The organism is Noviherbaspirillum phoenicis, from assembly GCF_047237965.1.
Classification (GTDB): Bacteria; Pseudomonadota; Gammaproteobacteria; order Burkholderiales; family Burkholderiaceae_D; genus Noviherbaspirillum_A.
This window is the reverse complement of record NZ_JBDFLX010000001.1, coordinates 3892191-3912032: the sequence shown is the minus strand read 5'-3', so window position 1 is coordinate 3912032 and position 19842 is coordinate 3892191. Positions and strand designations below refer to the sequence as shown.

General features: G+C 65.9%; 22 protein-coding genes. 10 read left to right on the top strand and 12 right to left on the bottom strand.

Annotated features, from left to right (window positions below):
* Positions 1–10: 10 nt before the first annotated feature.
* The 7 genes from ABC383_RS17460 to ABC383_RS17430 all read right to left on the bottom strand — a co-directional run bounded on the left by ABC383_RS17460 (position 11) and on the right by ABC383_RS17430 (position 6716).
* Positions 11–1540 carry a UxaA family hydrolase gene (locus ABC383_RS17460; protein ID WP_413015459.1) on the bottom strand — a complete coding sequence of 510 codons (1530 nt, stop codon included), beginning with the start codon at positions 1538–1540 and terminating at the stop codon, positions 11–13.
* A 25-nt stretch (positions 1541–1565) separates the two neighbouring features.
* Positions 1566–2702 carry a mannitol dehydrogenase family protein gene (locus ABC383_RS17455; protein ID WP_413015457.1) on the bottom strand — a complete coding sequence of 379 codons (1137 nt, stop codon included), beginning with the start codon at positions 2700–2702 and terminating at the stop codon, positions 1566–1568.
* A gap of 5 nt (positions 2703–2707) precedes the next feature.
* Entirely contained in the window at positions 2708–3718 is a 1011-nt protein-coding gene (locus ABC383_RS17450) for a zinc-binding alcohol dehydrogenase family protein (RefSeq protein ID WP_413015455.1), read from the bottom strand.
* A 30-nt stretch (positions 3719–3748) separates the two neighbouring features.
* Positions 3749–4522, bottom strand: coding sequence for a transporter substrate-binding domain-containing protein (locus ABC383_RS17445; protein ID WP_413015453.1), 774 nt, complete (start codon positions 4520–4522; stop codon positions 3749–3751).
* Between the two features lie 52 nt (positions 4523–4574).
* On the bottom strand, positions 4575–5303 hold the full coding sequence (locus ABC383_RS17440) for an amino acid ABC transporter ATP-binding protein (protein WP_413016409.1): 729 nt from the start codon (positions 5301–5303) through the stop codon (positions 4575–4577).
* A 67-nt stretch (positions 5304–5370) separates the two neighbouring features.
* The gene (locus tag ABC383_RS17435; protein ID WP_413015451.1) at positions 5371–6021 is read right to left on the bottom strand and encodes an amino acid ABC transporter permease; all 651 of its coding nucleotides are present in this window, start codon (positions 6019–6021) and stop codon (positions 5371–5373) included.
* 11 nt (positions 6022–6032) lie between these two features.
* On the bottom strand, positions 6033–6716 hold the full coding sequence (locus ABC383_RS17430) for an amino acid ABC transporter permease (protein ID WP_413015449.1): 684 nt from the start codon (positions 6714–6716) through the stop codon (positions 6033–6035).
* 208 nt (positions 6717–6924) lie between these two features.
* Between ABC383_RS17430 and ABC383_RS17425 the strand changes: the two genes are divergently transcribed.
* Complete coding sequence (locus ABC383_RS17425) at positions 6925–7635, top strand: FadR/GntR family transcriptional regulator (protein WP_413015447.1); 711 nt, start codon at positions 6925–6927, stop codon at positions 7633–7635.
* 34 nt (positions 7636–7669) lie between these two features.
* Here ABC383_RS17425 and ABC383_RS17420 read toward each other — a convergent pair whose 3' ends face one another.
* The 4 genes from ABC383_RS17420 to ABC383_RS17405 form a co-directional block, all read right to left on the bottom strand.
* A complete protein-coding gene (locus tag ABC383_RS17420) occupies positions 7670–8845 on the bottom strand; it encodes a YbfB/YjiJ family MFS transporter (RefSeq protein WP_413015446.1) in 1176 nt (391 codons plus the stop codon).
* A gap of 106 nt (positions 8846–8951) precedes the next feature.
* Positions 8952–9905 (bottom strand): aldo/keto reductase, encoded by a 954-nt coding sequence (locus ABC383_RS17415; RefSeq protein ID WP_413015444.1) that lies wholly within the window; start codon positions 9903–9905, stop codon positions 8952–8954.
* Positions 9886–11265: an NTP/NDP exchange transporter gene (locus ABC383_RS17410; RefSeq protein WP_413015442.1), complete on the bottom strand. Its 1380-nt coding sequence runs from the start codon at positions 11263–11265 to the stop codon at positions 9886–9888. Before ABC383_RS17410 ends, ABC383_RS17415 begins: the two co-directional genes overlap by 20 nt.
* 162 nt (positions 11266–11427) lie before the next feature.
* Positions 11428–11823 carry a hypothetical protein gene (locus ABC383_RS17405; protein WP_413015440.1) on the bottom strand — a complete coding sequence of 132 codons (396 nt, stop codon included), beginning with the start codon at positions 11821–11823 and terminating at the stop codon, positions 11428–11430.
* Between the two features lie 225 nt (positions 11824–12048).
* Between ABC383_RS17405 and ABC383_RS17400 the strand changes: the two genes are divergently transcribed.
* The 9 genes from ABC383_RS17400 (at position 12049) to ABC383_RS17360 (ending at position 18880) form a co-directional block, all read left to right on the top strand.
* Positions 12049–12264 (top strand): RNA-binding S4 domain-containing protein, encoded by a 216-nt coding sequence (locus tag ABC383_RS17400; RefSeq protein ID WP_413015439.1) that lies wholly within the window; start codon positions 12049–12051, stop codon positions 12262–12264.
* Between the two features lie 18 nt (positions 12265–12282).
* Positions 12283–12918: an alpha-ketoglutarate-dependent dioxygenase AlkB family protein gene (locus ABC383_RS17395; RefSeq protein ID WP_413015437.1), complete on the top strand. Its 636-nt coding sequence runs from the start codon at positions 12283–12285 to the stop codon at positions 12916–12918.
* Positions 12919–12961: 43 nt separating this feature from the next.
* The gene (gene cuyA / locus ABC383_RS17390; protein ID WP_413015435.1) at positions 12962–13960 is read left to right on the top strand and encodes a D-cysteate sulfo-lyase; all 999 of its coding nucleotides are present in this window, start codon (positions 12962–12964) and stop codon (positions 13958–13960) included.
* Positions 13957–14664 (top strand): cysteate racemase, encoded by a 708-nt coding sequence (gene cuyB / locus ABC383_RS17385; protein WP_413015433.1) that lies wholly within the window; start codon positions 13957–13959, stop codon positions 14662–14664. Before cuyA ends, cuyB begins: the two co-directional genes overlap by 4 nt.
* Before the next feature lie 84 nt (positions 14665–14748).
* Positions 14749–15621 (top strand): KPN_02809 family neutral zinc metallopeptidase, encoded by an 873-nt coding sequence (gene ypfJ / locus ABC383_RS17380; RefSeq protein WP_413015431.1) that lies wholly within the window; start codon positions 14749–14751, stop codon positions 15619–15621.
* A 196-nt stretch (positions 15622–15817) separates the two neighbouring features.
* Positions 15818–16993 carry an acetyl-CoA C-acetyltransferase gene (locus ABC383_RS17375; RefSeq protein ID WP_413015429.1) on the top strand — a complete coding sequence of 392 codons (1176 nt, stop codon included), beginning with the start codon at positions 15818–15820 and terminating at the stop codon, positions 16991–16993.
* A 53-nt stretch (positions 16994–17046) separates the two neighbouring features.
* Positions 17047–17787 carry an acetoacetyl-CoA reductase gene (gene phbB / locus ABC383_RS17370; protein ID WP_413015428.1) on the top strand — a complete coding sequence of 247 codons (741 nt, stop codon included), beginning with the start codon at positions 17047–17049 and terminating at the stop codon, positions 17785–17787.
* 241 nt (positions 17788–18028) lie between these two features.
* On the top strand, positions 18029–18202 hold the full coding sequence (locus tag ABC383_RS17365) for a hypothetical protein (RefSeq protein WP_413015426.1): 174 nt from the start codon (positions 18029–18031) through the stop codon (positions 18200–18202).
* Between the two features lie 84 nt (positions 18203–18286).
* Positions 18287–18880, top strand: coding sequence for a nucleotidyltransferase family protein (locus tag ABC383_RS17360; RefSeq protein ID WP_413015425.1), 594 nt, complete (start codon positions 18287–18289; stop codon positions 18878–18880).
* Between the two features lie 38 nt (positions 18881–18918).
* Here ABC383_RS17360 and ABC383_RS17355 read toward each other — a convergent pair whose 3' ends face one another.
* Positions 18919–19818: a YihY/virulence factor BrkB family protein gene (locus tag ABC383_RS17355; protein WP_413015423.1), complete on the bottom strand. Its 900-nt coding sequence runs from the start codon at positions 19816–19818 to the stop codon at positions 18919–18921.
* Between the last annotated feature and the right edge of the window lie 24 nt (positions 19819–19842).

The window sequence follows — 19842 nt, the reverse complement described above, 5'->3', positions numbered from 1 at the left end:
TGCAACTTGTTCACATTACGGCTCCGATCTGCCATGGCAAAAATTCATTGTCGCCCATGCCATGCTCCTCGCTCCTGCTGCGCCGGCCGGAAGCGGTATCCAGCATCAGCGCGAACAGCCGCCGGCCGGCCTCGGCAATGCTGAACTCGCCATCGAGGATGCCGCCGCAATCGAAGTCCATGTCCATGCTCATGCGCCGGAACAGGGCTGAGTTGGTGGCCAGCTTCAGCGAGGGCGCGGGCTTGCAGCCGTAGGTCGAGCCGCGTCCGGTGGTGAAGCAGATCAGGTTGGCGCCGCCCGCCACCTGACCGGTGGCCGACACCGGATCATAGCCCGGCGTATCCATGAAGACCAGTCCATGCGCCGTGACCGGCTCGGCATATTCCACGACCTCCATCAGCCCGGTGCTGCCGGCCTTGGCCACCGCGCCCAGCGACTTCTCGAGGATGGTGGTGATGCCGCCCGCCTTGTTGCCGGGCGAAGGATTGTTGTTCATGTCGCCGCCGTGCAGGCGGGTGTAGCCTTCCCACCAGCGCAGCCTGTCCATCAGCTTGCCGGCCACCGCGGGCGAGGCGGCGCGCACGGTCAGCAAATGTTCGGCGCCATAGATCTCGGGCGTCTCGGACAGGATGGCCGTGCCGCCATGGCGCACCAGCAAATCGACCGCCGCGCCCAGCGCAGGGTTGGCGGTGATGCCGGAATAGCCGTCCGAGCCGCCGCACTGCAGGCCCACCGTCAGGTGGCTGGCGCTGACCTCGGTGCGGCTGGCGCGATTCGCGACCGGCAGCATCGCGCGCAGCGCTTCCACGCCGGCATCGATGGCTTCGCGGGTGCCGCCCTCCTCCTGGATCGTCAGCGAGGCGAACAGGCCGGGCTCGCGCGCATTCAGCGTCCCGACCAGGGGCGCGAGCTGGTTGACCTCGCAGCCGAGGCCGACCAGCAGCACGCCGGCGAAATTGGGATGGTCGGCGTAGCCGCGCAGCGTGCGCCGCAGCAGCTCGATGCCTTCGCCGGAACCGGACATGCCGCATCCGCTGCCGTGGGTGATGGCCACCACGCCATCAACGTTCGGGAAGTCGCGCAGCGCCCGCTCCTCGATGGCGCGCGCGATATGCCGGCAGACCGTGGCCGAGCAATTGACGCTGGAGATCACGCCCAGGTAGTTGCGGGTGCCGACCCGGCCGTCGGCGCGCACGAAGCCGCGGAAGGTGGCCGCCGGATGCATCGGCTCGACCGGCGCAAAGGCGCTGCCTGCCTCATGCCCGGCTGCCGAGGCGACCATGTCGACGTTGTGCACGTGCACATGCTCGCCCGGCGCAATCGGGCGGCTTGCCACGCCGATCACCTGGCCATACTTCAACACCGCGGCGCCGGCATCGATGGCGGCGATGGCGACCTTGTGGCCCGCCGGGACGGCATCGCGCATGGTCAGGGACAGGCTGTCGGGCATCACTGCCTGGCCGGGCGCCAGGTCGGCCCTGGCGACAGCCACGTTATCGGTTTGGCTCAGGCGGATGAGCAGCATGGATTCGGCATTCATTGTCATGACTCGAAGGGAAAGGCGATCAGTCCTGGGCCGCCAGCGCGGCGCGCAGGCGCGGCTGCGGCAGGTCCAGGCCCAGCTCGCCGGCCAGCGCCACCACGGGCGCAAAACGGCGCTGCTTCTTTTGCGCATGGTTCTGCGCAATGTCGGCAAGGCGATGCGCGAGATAGGGGTTGAGCAGGCGCTCGCGCAGCTCGACCAGGTAAGCCCTTGCATCGGCGCCCTTGCCCAGCGCCTCGAACAGCGGCAGCACTTCCTCCTGCCAGAGCGCTTCCAGCCCGGCGCGCATGTCCGCGTCGTTCATGGCCTGCAGCACGGTCTCGTCGGCTGCGCGGCCGTCGCGCAGCCAGCGTTCGGCCAGGTAGCTGTGGCCGGCGTTGAGCAGGAACAGCTTGAGCCGCTCGTAGTGCTCCAGGTCGTCGGTCAGCATGATGGCTTCATGGCGGCAAGGCAGCACCAGGCGCTCCTGCCGTTCGATGGCCCACAGGGCATACGGCTCGGCCACCGCGCCCACCGGCTGCAGCGATTCGGAAACGATGCGGTCGACCAGCGAATTGGCCCAGACGCAGTGCGCGCGCAGCCAGTGGCCAAACGCTTCCGGCAATTGCCAGTCGCTGGCAAGCTGCGCCACCAGGTCGCGCAGGGTATCGCCGTTGCGTTCGATCAGCTCGCAGGGAAAGAGGGACAGCGGCGCATCGGGCAGATGGCGCCAGCGGTGATGCAGCAGCACCAGCAGCTTGGCGGGAAAGCTGCGCGGCGCCTGGCCTGGCGCGCTGATCAGGGCGGCGGTGTCACGCTCGTCGAGCCGGTAGCCGCGGTCGGCCGTATTGGAAACGATCACGCGCACCTCGCCGGCCATCGCCTCCAGCAGGCGCGGCCAGTCGGCATCGGCCTGCAGCGCCTCGCGCACCGCGCGGCAGGTGATGCGGGCGTCGATTGGCTCGCCGTGGCGCAGGCCACGGACATGCACCGGATAGCCATCGCCGGCGGCGAATGCCGCCACCCGCTGCGCGCTGGCCGGGCTGTCGGTCGTCTGCACAACGGTGATGCCGCCCAGCGCCTGGCCCGCCTCGCCGGCGGCCAGCGCTTCCGAGACGAACAGGTCGACGTGGGCTTGCAGGAAGCGGCTGGTGCCGAACTGGAGTATGGGCTGGGCCATGAGGTTCAGCACTCCACGATGGCCTTGACCACGCCCATGGCGGGGTCGAGCAGCCTGGGGAACTGCGCAGGCGCGTCGGCCAGCGCGATGCGGTGGGTATTGAGCGCGGCATCCGGGATCTGGCCGGCGCGCATCGCGGCGAGCACGGTTTCAAAGTCTTCGACCGTGGCATTGCGGCTGCCCAGCAGCGTGGTTTCCCGCTTGTGGAATTCCGGGTCCGAGAAGCTGATGGTGGCGCCGACCACGGAAATGAGCACATAGGTGCCGGCATGGGCGACAAACCGGAAACCGCGCTCCATCGCCTTCGGATTGCCGGTGGCGTCGAACACCACGTCGAAGAATTCATTGTCGGTCAGCGCCGCCAGCTGCTGCTCGTCGTCGTCTCCCAACTGCACCGTGGCGCTGACGTCCAGCTGCGCCTTGCAGAAGCCCAGGCGGTCGCCGCGGCTATCCAGCGCCACGACGGTCGCGCCGCGCAGCCTGGCGAAGATCATCGCAGCCATGCCGATCGGGCCGGCGCCCACCACCAGCACGCGCTGGCCGGCCTGCACGTTGGCCCGGCGCACCGCATGCGCGCCGATCGCCAGAAACTCCACCATCGCGGCCTGGTCCAGCGTCACGCCGTCGGCCTTGTGGACGAACTGTTCCGGCAGGCTCAGGTACTCGGTGAAGGCGCCGTCGCGATGCACGCCCAGCACCTGGATGTTGACGCAGCAGTTGGTCTTGCCCTGCCTGCATGCGACGCACTTGCCGCAAGAGAGGTAGGGCATCACGTAGACCGTGTCGCCGGCCTTCAGGCGGCTGCCCTGCGGCGCCTGTTCGACGATGCCGGAAAACTCGTGTCCCATCACCCGCGGGTAATTCAGGTAGGGCTGGTTTCCGCTGAAGATGTGCAGGTCGGTGCCGCAGACGCCGACGCGCTTGACGCGCACCAGCACCTCGCCCTCGCCGCGTTCCGGCATTGCGCGCTCCTCGGCGCGCAAGGTGCCCGGCGTGTCGCAAATCACTGTAAGCATGTGGCTTCCTTGTCTGGGTTGGAGGCGCGCTTAACCGTGGAAGCGCGTGTAGATGGTGGCGAGGCTGCCGTTGCCGTTGTTCCTGGCCACCCACTCGTTGATCCATGACAGCATGCGGTTCTCGCCCTTGCGCACGCCGATGCCCAGCGGGAATTCCTTCATCACGAACTTGGACTCGATGCCTGCCGCCGGCATCTTGTCGGCCACGGTCTTGACGATCGCGGGCGAGGTGGCGAAGATCTCGACCTGGCCGCTGGTGATGGCGGTGATCAGCGTGGCGTCGTCTTCAAAGCGCACGATCTGCGCACCCTTGGCGCCCTCGGTGGCGATCTTGTCGTTGGTGGTGCCGCGCGCGGTGGCCACGCGCTTGCCGGCGAGGTCGGCGAAGCTCTTCACCGCCACCGCCTTGGGCGCGGCGACCACGGCCTGGATCTTGGCATACGGCGTGGAGAAGTCGATCACCTTCTCGCGTTCGGGCGTCACCGACAGCGAGGAAATCACCACGTCGGCCTTGCCGGTCTGCAGGAAGGGAATGCGGTTGGCGCCGGTGGTCGGCACGATCTCGAGCGCCACGCCCAGGTCCTTGGCCAGCAGGCGCGCGGTCTCGACGTCGGAACCGGTCGGGTTCATCGCGCTGTCGGTGGTGCCGAACGGCGGCGAGCCGAGGTCGATGGCGACGCGGATCTTTTTCGCGGCGCGCACATCGTCGAGCAGGTCGGCGCGGGCGGCGGTGGACACGCCGGCAAAGCCGACGACGATGGCGGCAGCCATCAGGCTGCGCAGAAAGCGGGAAGGTTGATGCATGGTGCTGTCTCCTGAACGTTTGATTTGCTGAAAATTTGAGCGCTGCCCGGCGTTACAGGCCGCTGGCGACGAAGTTGTGCAGTTCCTCGGTCCTGGGGGCATCCAGCATCGCGCCTGGCCCCTGCTCCCAGACCTTGCCGCGATGCATGAAGATCACCTCGTCGGCCACCTTGCGCGCGAAGCCCATTTCATGGGTGACGAGGATCATGGTCATGCCGTCGGCCGCCAGCTTTTCCATCACCCGCAGCACTTCGCCGGTGAGTTCGGGGTCGAGCGCCGAGGTCACTTCGTCGAACAGCATGACCTGGGGCGACATCGCCAGCGAGCGGGCAATCGCCACCCGCTGCTGCTGGCCGCCCGACAGCTGGGAAGGATAGGCATCGGCCTTGTCGGCCAGGCCGACCTGGGCCAGCACCATGCGGGCGCGTTCCCGCAGTTCGGCCTTCCCGAGTTTCAGCACGAGCCGCGGCGCCAGCATGATGTTCTGCTCCACGGTCATGTGCGGGAACAGGTTGTAGCTCTGGAAGACGATGCCGACATCGCGCCGCAGCTGCTGCAGGTCCAGCCTGGGCGAGGTGATGTCGTGGCCGCAGACGTCGATCCGGCCTGCGTCAACCGTCTCCAGCCGGTCGATGCAGCGCAGCGCCGTGCTCTTGCCGGAGCCGCTGCGGCCGATGATGGCCACCACTGAGCCCTTGGCGACATTGAACGAGACGCCATCCAGCACCCGGTTGGCGCCGAAGCTCTTCGAGATCGAGTCGACCCTGACGATAGGCGACATGGGATTTCCCCTGGAAGCATCGCCCGGCCTGTGCACGGAATCGGCGCTGTTGATGACGGACGCGGGCTTAACGATTTGCGACATGGAATTTCCTTTCGAGACGACGGCTCCATACCGACAGCGGATAACAGAGGGCGAAGTAAAGCGCCGCGATGACCATGAAGGTGATGAAGGGCTTGAAGGTCGCGTTGTTGATCACCTGCCCTGCCCGCGCCAGCTCGACGAAGCCGATTGCCGAAGCCAGCGAGGTGTTCTTCACGATCTGCACCATGAAGCCGACGGTGGGCGGGGTGGCGATGCGCATTGCCTGCGGCAGGATCACGTGCGCCAGCCGCTGCCGCCAGCTCAGCGCCAGGCATTCGGCCGCTTCGTTCTGGGTGCGCGGCACGGATTCGATGCAGCCGCGCCAGATCTCGCCGAGGTAGGCGGAGACATAGATGCTCAGCCCGAGGCCGGCGGCGGTCAGCGGCTCGATGCGCAGGCCCAGGGTCGGCAGGCCGAAATAGGCCAGCGACAGCAGCACCAGCAGCGGCGTGCCCTGCACCAGCTTGATATACAGCATGGTCAGGTTGCGCACGGGCGCCGAGCCATAGACCCGCAGGATGGCCACCGCAAACCCCAGCAGGCCGCCGCCGACGAAGGCCATGACCGACAGCACCACGGTCCATAACAGGCCCTGAAACAGGAATTGCAATTGCGGTCCGGTGAGCAGAGACATGATGGCGTCCTTCAGATTGGCGTGCCGATGCGGCGGCGGCGCGGGAAAGCGATGTAGCTGGCGGCCCAGAACACCAGCCGCATCACCAGCGACAGCACCAGGTAAGCCGCCGCGACGATCAGGTAGGTTTCCACCGAGCGGAAGGTGTCGGACTGGATACGGTTCGCCACCGCCGTCAGCTCCTCGGCCGAGATCTGCGAGGTGATCGAGGAAGCCAGCATCAGCAGCACATACTGGCTGGTCAGCGCCGGATAGACGCGCTCGATGGCGGGCGGAAGAACGATGCGGGTGAGGACCTGCAGCCGCGACAGCCCCAGGCATTCCGCGGCTTCCAGCTGCCCCGGATGAATCGAGTTGATGCCGGCACGCACGATTTCGGCGGTATAGGCGCCGACATTGATCACCAGCGCCGCCGTTGCCGCGGTGAAGGCATCGACCTTGACGCCGACCGAAGCCAGGCCAAAGTAGACGATGAATATCTGCACCAGGAGCGGCGTGTTGCGTATCGCCTCGACATAGATGCCGCACAGGCGGGCCAGCCAGGCGGACCGGCCGGTCGTACCCAGGGCGCACAACACGCCCAGCAGAAAGCCGAATACCGTGGCAGCCAGGGACAGGCCGAGCGTGGTCGCCGCGCCGGCGACAAAGTCGGGCCAGTAGCTCAGCGGCGCGCTGAAATCGAAGTCGTATCGCATGTCTTGTCTCCATGCCTGCTCCGAGCATTTTTTCGGTCAGGCCTCTTTACCGTTTTCTTGTAATTGGCCTTACCAAGAATAACGATTTGTGCAGAAAACGCAAGCGCAATCTGGGCAACCCTGGAAAATCACCGGAGAATTTCTGGAAAACAAAAGCCTTGGTAAGACCAATTTGGATTATGCTTGCCAGACCGCAGGAGGAACAGCAATGCTCGAACAGCTCAAGCAGATAGATAACCGGCGCCTGTACCAGCAGATCGCCGACCAGATACGAACCCTCATCCGGGAAGGCGACTTCCCGGTAGGCTCACGGCTGCCGCCGGAACGCGACCTGGCGCAGCAACTGGGCGTTTCACGGCCTTCGGTGCGCGAGGCCCTGATTGCGCTGGAAGTCGAAGGCAGCGTCGAGGTGCGCATGGGGGCCGGGGTGTATGTGTGCGCGCCGCTGGAGCAGGCGCCGCATGCCACCGCGGCGATGGGCGAAAGCCCGACCGAACTGATGCAGGCGCGCGCGGCGCTGGAAGGCACGGTGATCATGCTTGCCTCTGCCCGCGTGACGGAGGAAGGACTGGCTGCCCTGCAGCGCGCATTGAAGGACATGCGCTCGGCCATCGTGCAGAACCGCTCACCCCTCGTGCATGACCGCGAGTTTCATCTGCTCATTGCCGGCATGACGGGCAACTCGGTGCTGGAAAGGCTGGTGCGGGAATTGTTCGACGAGCGGCACAGCCCGATTTCATCGCAGCTGCGGGTGCGCTCCGAAAGCAGCCAGACCTGGAACGAGGCGCTGCGCGAGCATGAAGCCATCCTCGGCGCGCTGCAGCGCCGCGACGCGCTCGACGCCCTGGCCGCGATGCGCATGCACCTGCATGCATCGCAGATCCGCTGGGTGGAAAGCAATCGCCAGGAATGGTCCTGACGGTCGTTGTCACAGGCGTCATGCCAGGCCGCAGCTAGCCGCGAACGCTGGCCTGCACGCTCGCCCTGCCACCCAGCCCGGCAATCAAGGCCGCCAGCGCCAGCACCGAGGCGCCGATGGCGAACAGCAGGTTGAAGGAATGCATTGCGCCATAGAGCGCCGCCATCGCATAGCCGCCCAGGGCCTGCATCAGCGCGTACAGGAAAGTCATCATCGCCCAGTTGCGCTGATGCGCGGCCGGCCCGACGATTTCCACCACCCGGCCCGAGGCCACGGCCACCAGGCCGGGCGTTAAGGCGCCCACCATGAAGGACGACACGAACAGCGCCGGCAAGGAGGCCGACAGCAGCGGCAGCGCCACCGCCGCGGCCTTGCACGCCATGCAGCCCACCACGGTCATGCGAAAGCCGATGCGGTCGGCCACCATGCCGGTCAGGAGCGGCCCGAGCGCCGCGCCGGCGCCGAACACGGCCCAGAACGCGCCGCCCACGGTGGCTGGCATCGACAGGCCATGCACCAGGTACTCCACCCAGAACACCGTATGCGGCAGATAGCCGATCGCATCGAGCGGATAGGCGCACAGCAGCGCCAGCATCGCGCCGCGCGGCAGCAGCGAACCGCCCGCGGCCGGGCGCGGCAGGTCGTCGCTGGCGAACTTGGGCCAGGCATACAGGATGGCCAGCGCCGAACAGGCCGCCAATGCCAGCCAGGCATCCTGCAGCCGGTTAGCGCCGAAGGCCGGCACCACAAAACCGGAAAACACGGCGCCCACGCCGATGCCGGCGAACACCATGCCGACCGCGCGGCCCCGCATCGCGGCCGGCACCCGTCCCAGCACATGCGGCGCGGCCAGGATGATCAGCACGCCGCCGGCGGCGCCGGCCAGGCAGCGCCACAGCCATAGCCAGGGCAGCGCCGGCTGCGGCGCGCAGCCCAGCAGGCTCAGGAGCAGCGCCAGCATCGCGCCGCGTATCACCCGCGACCCGCCCAGCCGCACCGCCAGCGGATGGGCAGCCAGCGCGCCCAGCAGATAGCCGATCAGGTTGGCAGCAGCCAGCTGCGCCGCGCCGCCGGCGCTGGCCCAGCCGCCGTCTATCATCAGCGGCAGCAGCGGCACATAGGAAAAACGGCCTATGCCGATGCCCACCATATTGGCCAGCAGGCCCGACAGCGCCAGCGGCGCCCAACCGGCCCATGAAGCTTTGGTCATGAAGAAATGTCCCCGCTTGTTCTATTTGTTGTGCGTGTTATTTTTGCAGCAGGGCATGATGGCATGAACCGGCTGTCGTTGCATACCGGGCCGCCCCGCTCCATCGTCACCGCCTGGGCCAGTCGGCCACCATGCGCCGCCGCATCGCCTCGTCCGGCATCGCGCCCATGCCGGCGGCGACGTTCTCACGCATGTGCTGCGGCCGGCTGGTGCCGGGGATGGCGCAGGTCACGGCCGGATGGCTGACCACGTACTTCAGCAGCACCTGCGCCCAGCTGGTGCAGGCGATATCGGCTGCCCACGGCGGCAGCGGTGCGTTGGCCAGCGAGCGCAGCAGGCCGCCGCCGCCGAACGGCTGGTTGATCAGCACCGCGATGCCGCGTTCCGCCGCCAGCGGCAACAGCCTGGCTTCGGCAGCGCGGTCGTCCAGCGAATAGTTCAGCTGCACGAAATCGAGCTTCTCGGCGCGCATGATGGCTTCCAGTTCATCGAAGGCGCTGACGGTGTAATGGGTGATGCCCAGGTACTTGATGCGCCCCGCTTCCTTCCATGCGCGCAGGGTTTTCAGATGGGTGCGCCAGTCCAGCAGATTATGGATCTGCATCAGCTCGATGCGCGGATGCTGCAGCAGGCGCATCGACTCTTCCATCTGGCGCACGCCGGCCTCGCCGCCACGGGTCCAGACCTTGGTCGCGACGAAGGCCCGCTCGTGCGCATGCAGGCGGCTCAGCAGGTCGCCGGTGACGGCTTCCGAGCGGCCGTACATGGGCGAGCTGTCGACCACCGAGCCACCGGCATCGAACAGGACCTGCAGCACCTCGGCCAGCCGCTGCCGGTCCGCCTCGGCGCTGCCGACATCGAAGGTTTGCCAGGTGCCGCAGCCGATGATGCCCAGCCGCTCGCCGCTGGAAGGAATGGGACGGGTCTGCATCGTGTCTTCCTTTCTGGTTGCCGCGGCCCGGGATGGCAAGGGGCCGATGGCCAGGGCGGCGGTGGCGCCCGCCGCCAGGCGCAGAAAGCGGGCGCGGCTCATGCCGGATTCATGCGGTCGGTTTTTCATCTGGACTCCTGATGGCGGGCGCAATGGCCGCGCCGGGTTCGATGCCTGCCTGTTCGATGCCGGCCGCGGCCAGTCGTTCCTGCCGGCGCGCCAGCCAGGCCGACAGCGTGGCCCAGCCGGCGCTGGGCGCCAGCCATAAGAGCGCCACGCCGCCGAAGCCGACGCCGGCCGATGCGGCCATAGCCGCCAGCCAGCCGCTGAGCGCATCGCCGCCACGGTAGACCACGGTCTCGATCACGCTCTTGGCCTTGTACTTGGCCTCCCGGCTCAGCACCGTGAAGAGCACTTCGCGCGCCGGCCGCGACAAGGCATAGTCAACCGCCCGCCGCAGGCTCTGCGCCGCCACCAGCACCACCAGCGTCGGCCAGAACGCAATGGCCGCGAAGGCCGCCATGCCGGCCGCCGGCAACAGCAGCAGGCCAGCCATCACGCCGAAGCGGCGCAGCAGCCGGCCGGTGACAGCCACCTGCAGCAGCAGCGACAGGCAGGACACCGCCAGGTCGGCGCTGGCGAACAGCCGGGTGCGGGCAGCCGTATCGGCCAGGCTGGCGGCCACGATGCGGCCCTGCTCGAAGTACAGGAAGGTCGACGCGAAGCTGTGCAGCAGCAGGTAGGCCACGATGCCGCGCAGGTAGGGCTCGCGCACGATCAGCCTGGCGCCGGCCAGCACGTCGCCGCCCAGCGGCTGGCGGCGACGCATTGCCTGGCCGCTGCCCGGCGCCATGCGCTGCAGCCATCGGCAGCATTGCAGCGCCAGTTCGAGCAACAGCGCCGCAAGCACCGCCAGCCAGGCCACGCCCATGCCGGACAGGAGCGCAGCCAAAGCCGGCCCAAGCAATGCGCCGGCCGTGCCGCCGGCGGCAATGAAGCCAAACAGGCGCCGCCCCTGCTCGCTGCTGAAATGCTCGGCCAGCACGCTCCAGAAGATGCTGACCACGAACAGGTTGTAGACGCTGATCCAGACGAAGAACACCCGCGCCACCGCCAGCTCCTGCACGCCAAGCGCAAACAGCGCGCCGAAGACGAGCATGTTCAGCGCAAAGAAACGGTAGATGACGGCGACGAAGCGGCGCGGCGGCCAGCGCTGCGTCAGCAGGCCGAACACGGGCACTAGCAACAGCATCACGATGAAGGTGGCGGTAAAGAGCCATTGCAATTGGCCGGGGCCGCCGGCCAGGCCGAGCGCATCGCGCAGGGGCCGCAACAGGTAGTAGCCGCAAAGCAGGCAGAAGAAATAAGCAAAGCCCGCCAGCAGCGCGGCAGCTTCGCCGGGCCGCACTTCCACCAGCCGGCGCAGCAGCCGCAGCGGCATCGCGTAAGCTTGGCTGTCAGGGGGCTGGGCTGCGGGCATGGCATGCATGATACCGGCGGCCCGGCGATGCTGCAGGCCGCCTCGCGCAGCGCATATTCGTCCTGACCAAAGCAAAGACAAAAAACCGCCGCCTGCCGCAGCGATTGCTGCGACAGGCGGCGGCCCGGTTACATCCAGTTGAACGCGGGCATGCGCCCGCGCTGCACTGCCTTACTTGACGGCGGCGGCCGGCGCCAGCGCTTCATTGCGCTCGGCGGTCGAGGCACGCTTCTCGGCCTTCAGGTCAGCCTTGGCTTCGCGCTTTTCCATCTTGGCCTGGCGCTTGGCTTCTGCCTTGCGCTCCTTGTACTCGGCCTTGGCTTCGGAGTCCGCCTGGCGCTTCTGCACGTACGGGTCGTTGGACTGGCCCGAGCTCTGGACCGCGGTCGCATTCACGGCATTGGGAGTAGACAGGGGCGCGCCGGTGCCGCGGGTAGGCGTGGTGGTTGCGCCGGTGCCGGTGGTCGGCGGGCCGACCGGGTTGGGCGCCTGGTTGGCTTGCGCCAGTACGGAAGCGGAACAGGCCATCATGGTGGCGGCAAGAATCAGGTTGCGTACGTTCTTCATCAGTGGGATTTCCTTATGTTGGTTACGGAATGCCGCAGCAGTGCCGCGGCGTGCTGATCCGAAAAATACAAACGCATTGATGCGTTCACCTTGAGGACGAACGATACGCAGTCAAGCCCGGGATGTCGGTGCGATACCGAACACTTGCCGAATTGGTAAGCCGCCACTGCGTCAACGCCGCCGTTGCCAGGCCATCGCGGCCCTGCCCGGGCTTATAATCCGCCGATGCAAACCATAGACTTCCGCCTCGAAGGCGACTATATCGAGCTCAATCAGCTCCTCAAGTTAAGCGGCCTGTGCGACAGCGGCGGCGCCGGCAAGATGATCGTTGCCAGTGGCGACGTGAAGGTCGACGGCAAGACCGAATTGCGCAAGACCTGCAAGATACGCGCGGGCCAGGTCGTGACCCTGGCCGGCGTCAGGATCCGGGTAACGGGCTGACGCGGGCAGCAAGCGGCCATGGATGTGATCAGCGATCTGTTCGGCGCCTCGTCTCGGCTGGAACCGCTGGCCGTTCCCGATGCCGACCTGCGCTTCATGCATGGCTTTTACCCGCCCGATGAATGCGCCAGCCTGCTGGCGGCCCTGCTGGAGCAGACCCCGTGGCGGCAGGAGCGCATCGAGGTGTGGGGCAAGGTCCACGACCAGCCGCGCCTGACCTCGTGGCATGGCGATCCCGGCACCGACTACACTTACTCCGGCGTCACCCTGGCGACCTGCCCCTGGACGCCGCTGCTGTCGCGCCTGCGCAGCGATATCGAGCAAGCCACCGGCCACCGCTACAACAGCGTGCTGCTCAATCTCTACCGCAACGAGCATGATGGCGTTGGCTGGCACAGCGACAATGAACGCGAGCTGGGGCGCATGCCCGTGATCGCTTCCCTCAGCCTGGGCGAGACGCGCAGCTTCCGACTGCGGCACCGCGAGCAAAAACATGCGCCAGTCAACATAGCCCTTACCGATGGCAGCCTGCTGCTGATGGCCGGCGCCACCCAGCGCAACTGGCAGCATGCGATCCCGAAGGAGCGGCGTGAAAAGGGGCCGCGCATCAACCTCACCTTCCGCCAGATCGCGCAATCGGCGCGCGGTGATTAAAATAGCCGGCCGCGATCATTCCTTTTCGAAAGGCTCGTATCTCATGCATCTGTCCCGCTTCCCGCGCGTCATCCTGTCCCACGCGCCCACGCCGCTCGAACCGCTGACCCGCCTGTCGCAGCATCTCGGCGGCCCCACCATCTACATCAAGCGCGACGACTGCACCGGCCTTGCCAGCGGCGGCAACAAGACCCGCAAGCTCGAGTTCCTGGTCGGCGATGCACTGGCGCAGGGCGCAACCCACCTCGTCACCCAGGGCGCCACCCAGTCCAACCATGTGCGCCAGACCGCGGCCGCGGCGGCGAAGTTCGGCCTCAAGTGCACCGCCCTGCTGGAAAAGCGCGTCGCCGACGGCGCGCCCGAGTACTACAACAACGGCAATGTGCTGCTCGACCGGATCTTCAACTGCACGCTGGAATCCCGCGACGCCGGCCTGGACATGAACAATGAACTGGTTGCGGTGGGCGAGCGCCTGCGCCAGCAGGGCGACAAGCCCTACCTGATTCCGGGCGGCGGCTCCAATGCGATCGGCGCGCTGGGCTACGTGGTCTGCGCCCAGGAATTGCTGATGCAGGCCAACGAGCGCCAGCTGCGCCTCGACCATGTGGTGCATGCCACAGGCAGCTGCGGCACCCAGGCCGGCCTGGTGGTGGGCCTGCAGGGCATGAACAGCGGCATTCCGGTGCTGGGCATCGGCGTGCGCGCGCCGCGCGACAAGCAGGAAGCCAATGTGCATGCGCTGGCGCAGGCCACCTGGAGCCATCTCGGCCTGCCCGGCGAGATTGCCCGCGACACCGTGCAGGCCAACTGCGACTATGTCGGCGCCGGTTATGGCATACCGACGCCCGGCATGATCGAAGCGGTGCAGCTGATGGCGCAGATGGAAGGCATCCTGCTCGACCCGGTGTACTCGGGCAAGGGCATGGCCGGCCTGATCGACCTGATCCGCCGCGGCCACTTCCGCAAGGACGAGAACGTCGTGTTCGTCCATACCGGCGGCTCGGTCGGCCTGTTTGGCTATCGCGAGGTGTTTGCGCCGTGAGCCGCAGGATAGGCATCCTGGGCGGCATGGGTCCGCTGGCGACGGTGGACCTGATGACCAAGATCATCCTCAACACGCCGGCCGCACGTGACCAGGACCATGTGCCGGTGGTGGCCTGGAATGTGCCGCAGGTGCCGGACCGGCAGCGCGCGCTGGCCGGCGACGGACCGTCGCCCCTGCCTGCGATGCTGGAAGGCATCGCCCATCTGAACCGGGCCGGCGCCACATGCATCGCGATTGCCTGCAACACGGCCCATCACTGGTACGACGCGCTGCAGGCGCAGAGCGCGGCGCCCATCCTGCATATCGCGCAGGTCACGCTGGAAGCGCTGCGCAGCGGCATGCAGGGCAGCGGCCCGGTCGGCCTGATCGCCACCCAGGGCACGCTGCAGGCCCGGCTCTACCAGGACCTGCTGGAGCCGGCCGGCATCGCCTGCATCACGCCTGACCAGGAGCAAATGGCTGCCCTCTTCGTTCCGGGCTGCTACGCCGTCAAGCGCGGCGAGCTCGATGCCGGCGGCCGCCTGCTGCAGACCATGGGCGAAGCGCTGGTGGCGGCAGGCGCCGCCAGGCTGGTGCTGGCCTGTACCGAAGTGCCGGTCGGCCTGGAGCGTATTCATTCCCCGCTGCTGCCGCTGTGCATCGATCCAACCCTGGCGCTGGCGCAGGCCTGCATTGCGCACTGGCATGAACAGGCTGCGTAGTCCGTGCTGTGTGGCGTGCCGCACAGTCCGATCGCGCCTGCGCGACTACACTGCGGCCTTAGCTGGCCTTAGTGGAGACAGATCATGAAATGGGAAGGCAATCGCGAGAGCGACAATGTGGAAGACCGCCGCGGCGGCGGCGGGGGCGGCGGCTTTGGCGTCGGCGGCGCTTCGGTCGGCATCGGCACCGTCGTGATCGCGCTGGTGGCTTCCTACTTTTTCGGGGTCAGCCCGGGCACCGTGATCAATGTGCTCAACGGCGCCGGCCCCGGCCCGGAAGCCACCCAGGGCCCCGCCAAGGCGCCGCCGGCGGACGACCGGGAAGCCCGTTTCGTCTCCACCGTGCTGGCCGATACCGAGGACACCTGGACTGCCATCTTCCAGAAGGCCGGACAGAGTTATCAAAAGCCGCGGCTGGTGCTCTTCACCGGCCGCACCCAGACCGCCTGCGGCACCGGCCAGACCGCGTCCGGCCCGTTTTATTGCCCTGGCGACCGCAAGATCTATATCGACCTTTCCTTCTACCGGACCATGCAGCAGCGTTTCGGCGTCAGCGGCGAATTCGCGCAGGCCTATGTGATCGCGCATGAGGTGGGACACCATGTGCAGAACCTGATGGGCATCATGGACAAGGTCGACCAGCTGCGCCGCAATGCGTCGCAGACCCAGGCCAATGCGCTGTCGGTGCGGGTCGAGCTGCAGGCCGACTGCTTTGCCGGCGTGTGGGCCAAGAATGCCGACAAGGCGCGCAGCATCCTTGAAAGCGGCGACGTCGAATCGGCCCTCAACGCCGCCACCGCCATCGGCGACGATGCCCTGCAGAAGCAGGCGCAGGGTTATGTAGTGCCCGACTCCTTCACCCACGGCAGTTCGGCCCAGCGGGTACGCTGGTTCAGACGCGGGCTGGAAAGCGGCCAGGTCAGTGCCTGCAATACCTTCGATGCCCGTACGCTCTGAATTCCATGAGCATCGGAGGACCGTTTGGCATGGTCCCATTAACCGTCTCCTAGCAGCCAGGCAATAGGCAGCGCTTTACCTACATCAACCGATCATCGAAAAAATCTGCACACCGGCTGTAGCAGTACGGATATGATATTTGCAACCGTCATCCTTAGCATGACGGTTTCTTTTGCCGTACCTCATGGAGACAGATATGGACGATGTCGTTATTGTTGCAGCATTGAGAACAGCGGTCGGCAAATTCGGCGGCACGCTATCCAAGATTCCCGCCGCCGACATGGGCGCCAGCGTCATCAAGGCACTGCTCGAGCAGACCGGCGTGGACCCCGCTGCCATCAGCGAAGTGATCATGGGCCAGGTGCTCACCGCCGGCGTGGGCCAGAATCCGGCCCGCCAGGCCGTCATCAAGGCCGGCCTTCCCGACGCCATCCCCGGCTTTACCATCAACAAGGTCTGCGGCAGCGGCCTGAAGGCCACCCACCTGGCAACCCAGGCAATTCGCTGCGGCGATGCCGACATCATCATCGCCGGCGGCCAGGAAAACATGAGCGCGTCGCCGCATGTGCTCAACAATTCCCGCGAAGGCTTCCGCATGGGCGATGCCAAGCTCGTCGACACCATGATCGTCGACGGCCTGTGGGACGTCTATAACCAGTACCACATGGGCGTCACCGCCGAGAACGTGGCGAAAAAATACGAAGTCTCGCGCCAGGACCAGGACGAGTTCGCGATGGCCTCGCAGAACAAGGCCGAAGCCGCCCAGAAAGCAGGACGCTTCAAGGACGAGATCGTGCCGCTGCAGATCGCGCAGAAGAAAGGCGCGATCACCTTCGATACCGACGAGTATCCCAAGCATGGCACCACGCTGGAATCGCTGGCCGCGCTGCGCCCGGCCTTCAACAAGGAAGGCACCGTTACCGCCGGCAATGCCTCCGGCCTGAACGATGGCGCCGCCGCGGTGATGATGATGTCGGCGAAGCGCGCAGAGCAGCTGGGCCTGACGCCGCTGGCACGCATCAAGGCCTATTCCTCGGCCGGCCTCGATCCCAGCATCATGGGCATGGGCCCCGTGTCGGCCACCAAGCTGTGCCTGCAGAAAGCCGGCTGGCCCCATGAAGACCTGGACCTGATGGAAATCAACGAAGCCTTTGCCGCCCAGGCCATTGCGGTGAATCGCCAGATGGGCTGGGACACCAGCAAGATCAACGTCAATGGCGGCGCAATTGCGCTGGGCCATCCGATCGGCGCTTCCGGCTGCCGCATCCTGGTGTCGCTGCTGCATGAGATGGTCAGGCGCGATGCCAAGCGCGGGCTGGCCAGCCTGTGCATCGGCGGCGGCATGGGCGTGGCACTCGCAGTCGAACGCTAGGACCCGGCGGCAACGCCAACTTTTTGATTCGTCATTAAAAGACAGGAGCAGACATGGCTAGGATTGCATTGATTACGGGCGGCATGGGCGGCCTCGGCGAAGCGGTGTGCGTGAAGATGGCGGCGCTCGGCTACCAGGTGGTGACGACCTACTCGCCGGGCAACACCAAGTCCGCCGAGTGGTTGTCGAGCATGGAACAGCAGGGCCACAAGTTCTATGCCTATCCATGCGACGTGGCGGACTACGATTCGGCGCAGCAATGCATCGCCCAGATCACCAAGGACCTGGGCCCGGTGGACGTGCTGGTCAACAATGCCGGCATCACCCGTGACATGACCTTCAAGAAGATGGACAAGACGGCATGGGATGCGGTCATCCGCACCAACCTCGATTCGGTGTTCAACATGACCAAGCCGGTGTGCGATGGCATGACCGAGCGCGGCTGGGGCCGTATCATCAACATCTCGTCCGTCAACGGCCAGAAAGGCGCGTTCGGCCAGACCAACTATTCCGCCGCCAAGGCCGGCATGCACGGCTTCACCAAGGCGCTGGCGCTGGAAGTGGCGCGCCGCGGGGTGACGGTCAACACGATCTCGCCGGGTTACATCGGCACCAAGATGGTCATGGCGATTCCGCAGGAAGTGCTCGACACCAAGATCATTCCGCAGATCCCGATGGCGCGCCTGGGCAAGCCGGAAGAAGTGGCGGGCCTGGTGGCCTACCTGGCTTCGGACGAGGCGGCTTTCCTGACCGGCGCCAACATCGCCATCAACGGCGGCCAGCACATGTACTGACCTGCCGTGTCTGCCGCAAGGCCGCGCCGGCATTGTCCGGCGCGGCCTTTTTTGTTTCCTTCTCAGTATCTTGCAAAACATTTGCCGGCATCAATCCTGGCAAGAGCAGACGGTGGACGGCCGGCGGCATTTGAGGCATGCTTTAGGCTTAAAGGTTTATTAATAATTCTTGATTCGCATCGAACTGCAAGGGTTGGTTGCGATGCGGATATCCACTCCTGACCCGAACGAAAGGCTGATCTTGGAAAAACAGGCGAAGGATGTCTACAACAATGCTGCGCGCCTGAAAGAACTGATGACGGCGCGTCCCATGACTGCGGCCCAGCATGCCGCCATCAACCGCAAGCGCATCCGCGACCGGCGCATGCTGGAAGATGCGCGCGAGAAGCGCAGCGGCGCCGACGAACTGTTCTGACAGCGCTTCCCATCCATTGGCGTCGGGCAGCCGCCTGAAAGGCGGCCTGCGGCTATCTCTGGAAAAAGCATTACAAGCCAGGAAATGACATTACCGCATACCCCACCAACCTATTACGCCATCCTGCTTGCCGCCGGCAGCGGGTCCCGTTTCGATCCGCTCGGCCACCAGAACAAGCTGCTGCAGCCGCTGGAAGACGGCTGCAGCGTCGCCGTCACCTCGGCTGCCAATCTGCTTGCCATCATGCCGCATGTGCTGGCGGTGGTCAGGCCAGGCGCGAAGGAACTGCAGGCCGAACTCAGGGCGATCGGCTGCGAGGTAACGACCTGCGAACAGGCCGAAGAAGGCATGGGCGCCTCGCTGGCGCATGCCATCGGCAAGGTAAGAGACGCGCCCGGCTGGATCATCGCCCTGGCCGACATGCCTTACGTGAAACCGTCCACCGTCAGGACGCTGCTCGATCTGTTGCGCGGCGGCGCCGATATCGTCGCGCCATGCCACGATGGACGCCGGGGCAACCCCGTGGGCTTCAGTCACTTTTACCTGCCGCAACTGCTCGCCCTTTCCAGGGATGAAGGCGCGCGCCGGCTGCTGCAGACATTGCCGGTGCACCTGGCGCAGGTCAACGATCCCGGCATTCACTCCGACATCGACCGTCCGCAGGACCTGCTGCACTGACCGCCGCACGGTCCGGGCGCCGCGCATTCGGTATGCATTCAGTCGGTATGCATGGGCGTGGGCTCGACCCGTGCGCCAGGCCGTTCCAGCCGTTCATATTCCGCAATCACCTGGCCGCCGAACAGCAGCAGCGTGGCCCCCAGCTCTAGGCTGAGCAGCACCACGATCGCTGTGGTCAGGGAGCCATACACCACCGCCACCTGCGACAGGGTGGAAAGGTACCATAGCAGGGCATGGCGCGTGATTTCCCACAGGATGGCCGCGGTCACGCCGCCCATCAGCGCATGGGTCAGTGACAGCCGCCCCACCGGCATGATGAGGTAGATCGAGGTCAGCACGAAGATTTCCCCCAACACGCCCAGCATGTACAGCAGCATTCCCGACACCCCGTGGAGCGACCAGCTGCGCCCGAGGAAATTGACGCTCTCCTCACCCACCACCTGCAGCACGCCCGACACAAGCGTGATGATCAGGATGCCGAAGCCGAGAAAAAGGATATAGCAATAGGGCATCAGGGCCGATACCAGGAAATGCCTGCGCCGGATGGCGACACGATGGGTGAAGATCACCGACATCGCATTTTCCAGCACGGTAAAGGCCAGCGAACTGAAGAACAGCATGGTGACGAAGAGCAGCCATCCGACCACGTCGCGATGGGTCATGAAATTGGCAAGCTCATTGACGACGGCACTGGACTGGCTGGGCAAGAGCCATTCGAGATAGCGTCCCAGTGTTTCCAGCAGATCTTTTTCGTCGATCAGATGGGAAAGGGCAATGACGACCAGGATCAGCAGAGGGACCAGGGAAAGCAGCGCGTAATAGGCCACCGCGCCTGCCAGCAGCAAGCCCTGATTGGCGCGAAACGCCTTCACCGTCTGCAGCGCAAAAGCGCCGGGATGGGTCAGAACGTACTGCGCCTGATAAGAGACGATATTCATGCCGGCCCGCAAGGAATGTCAGGA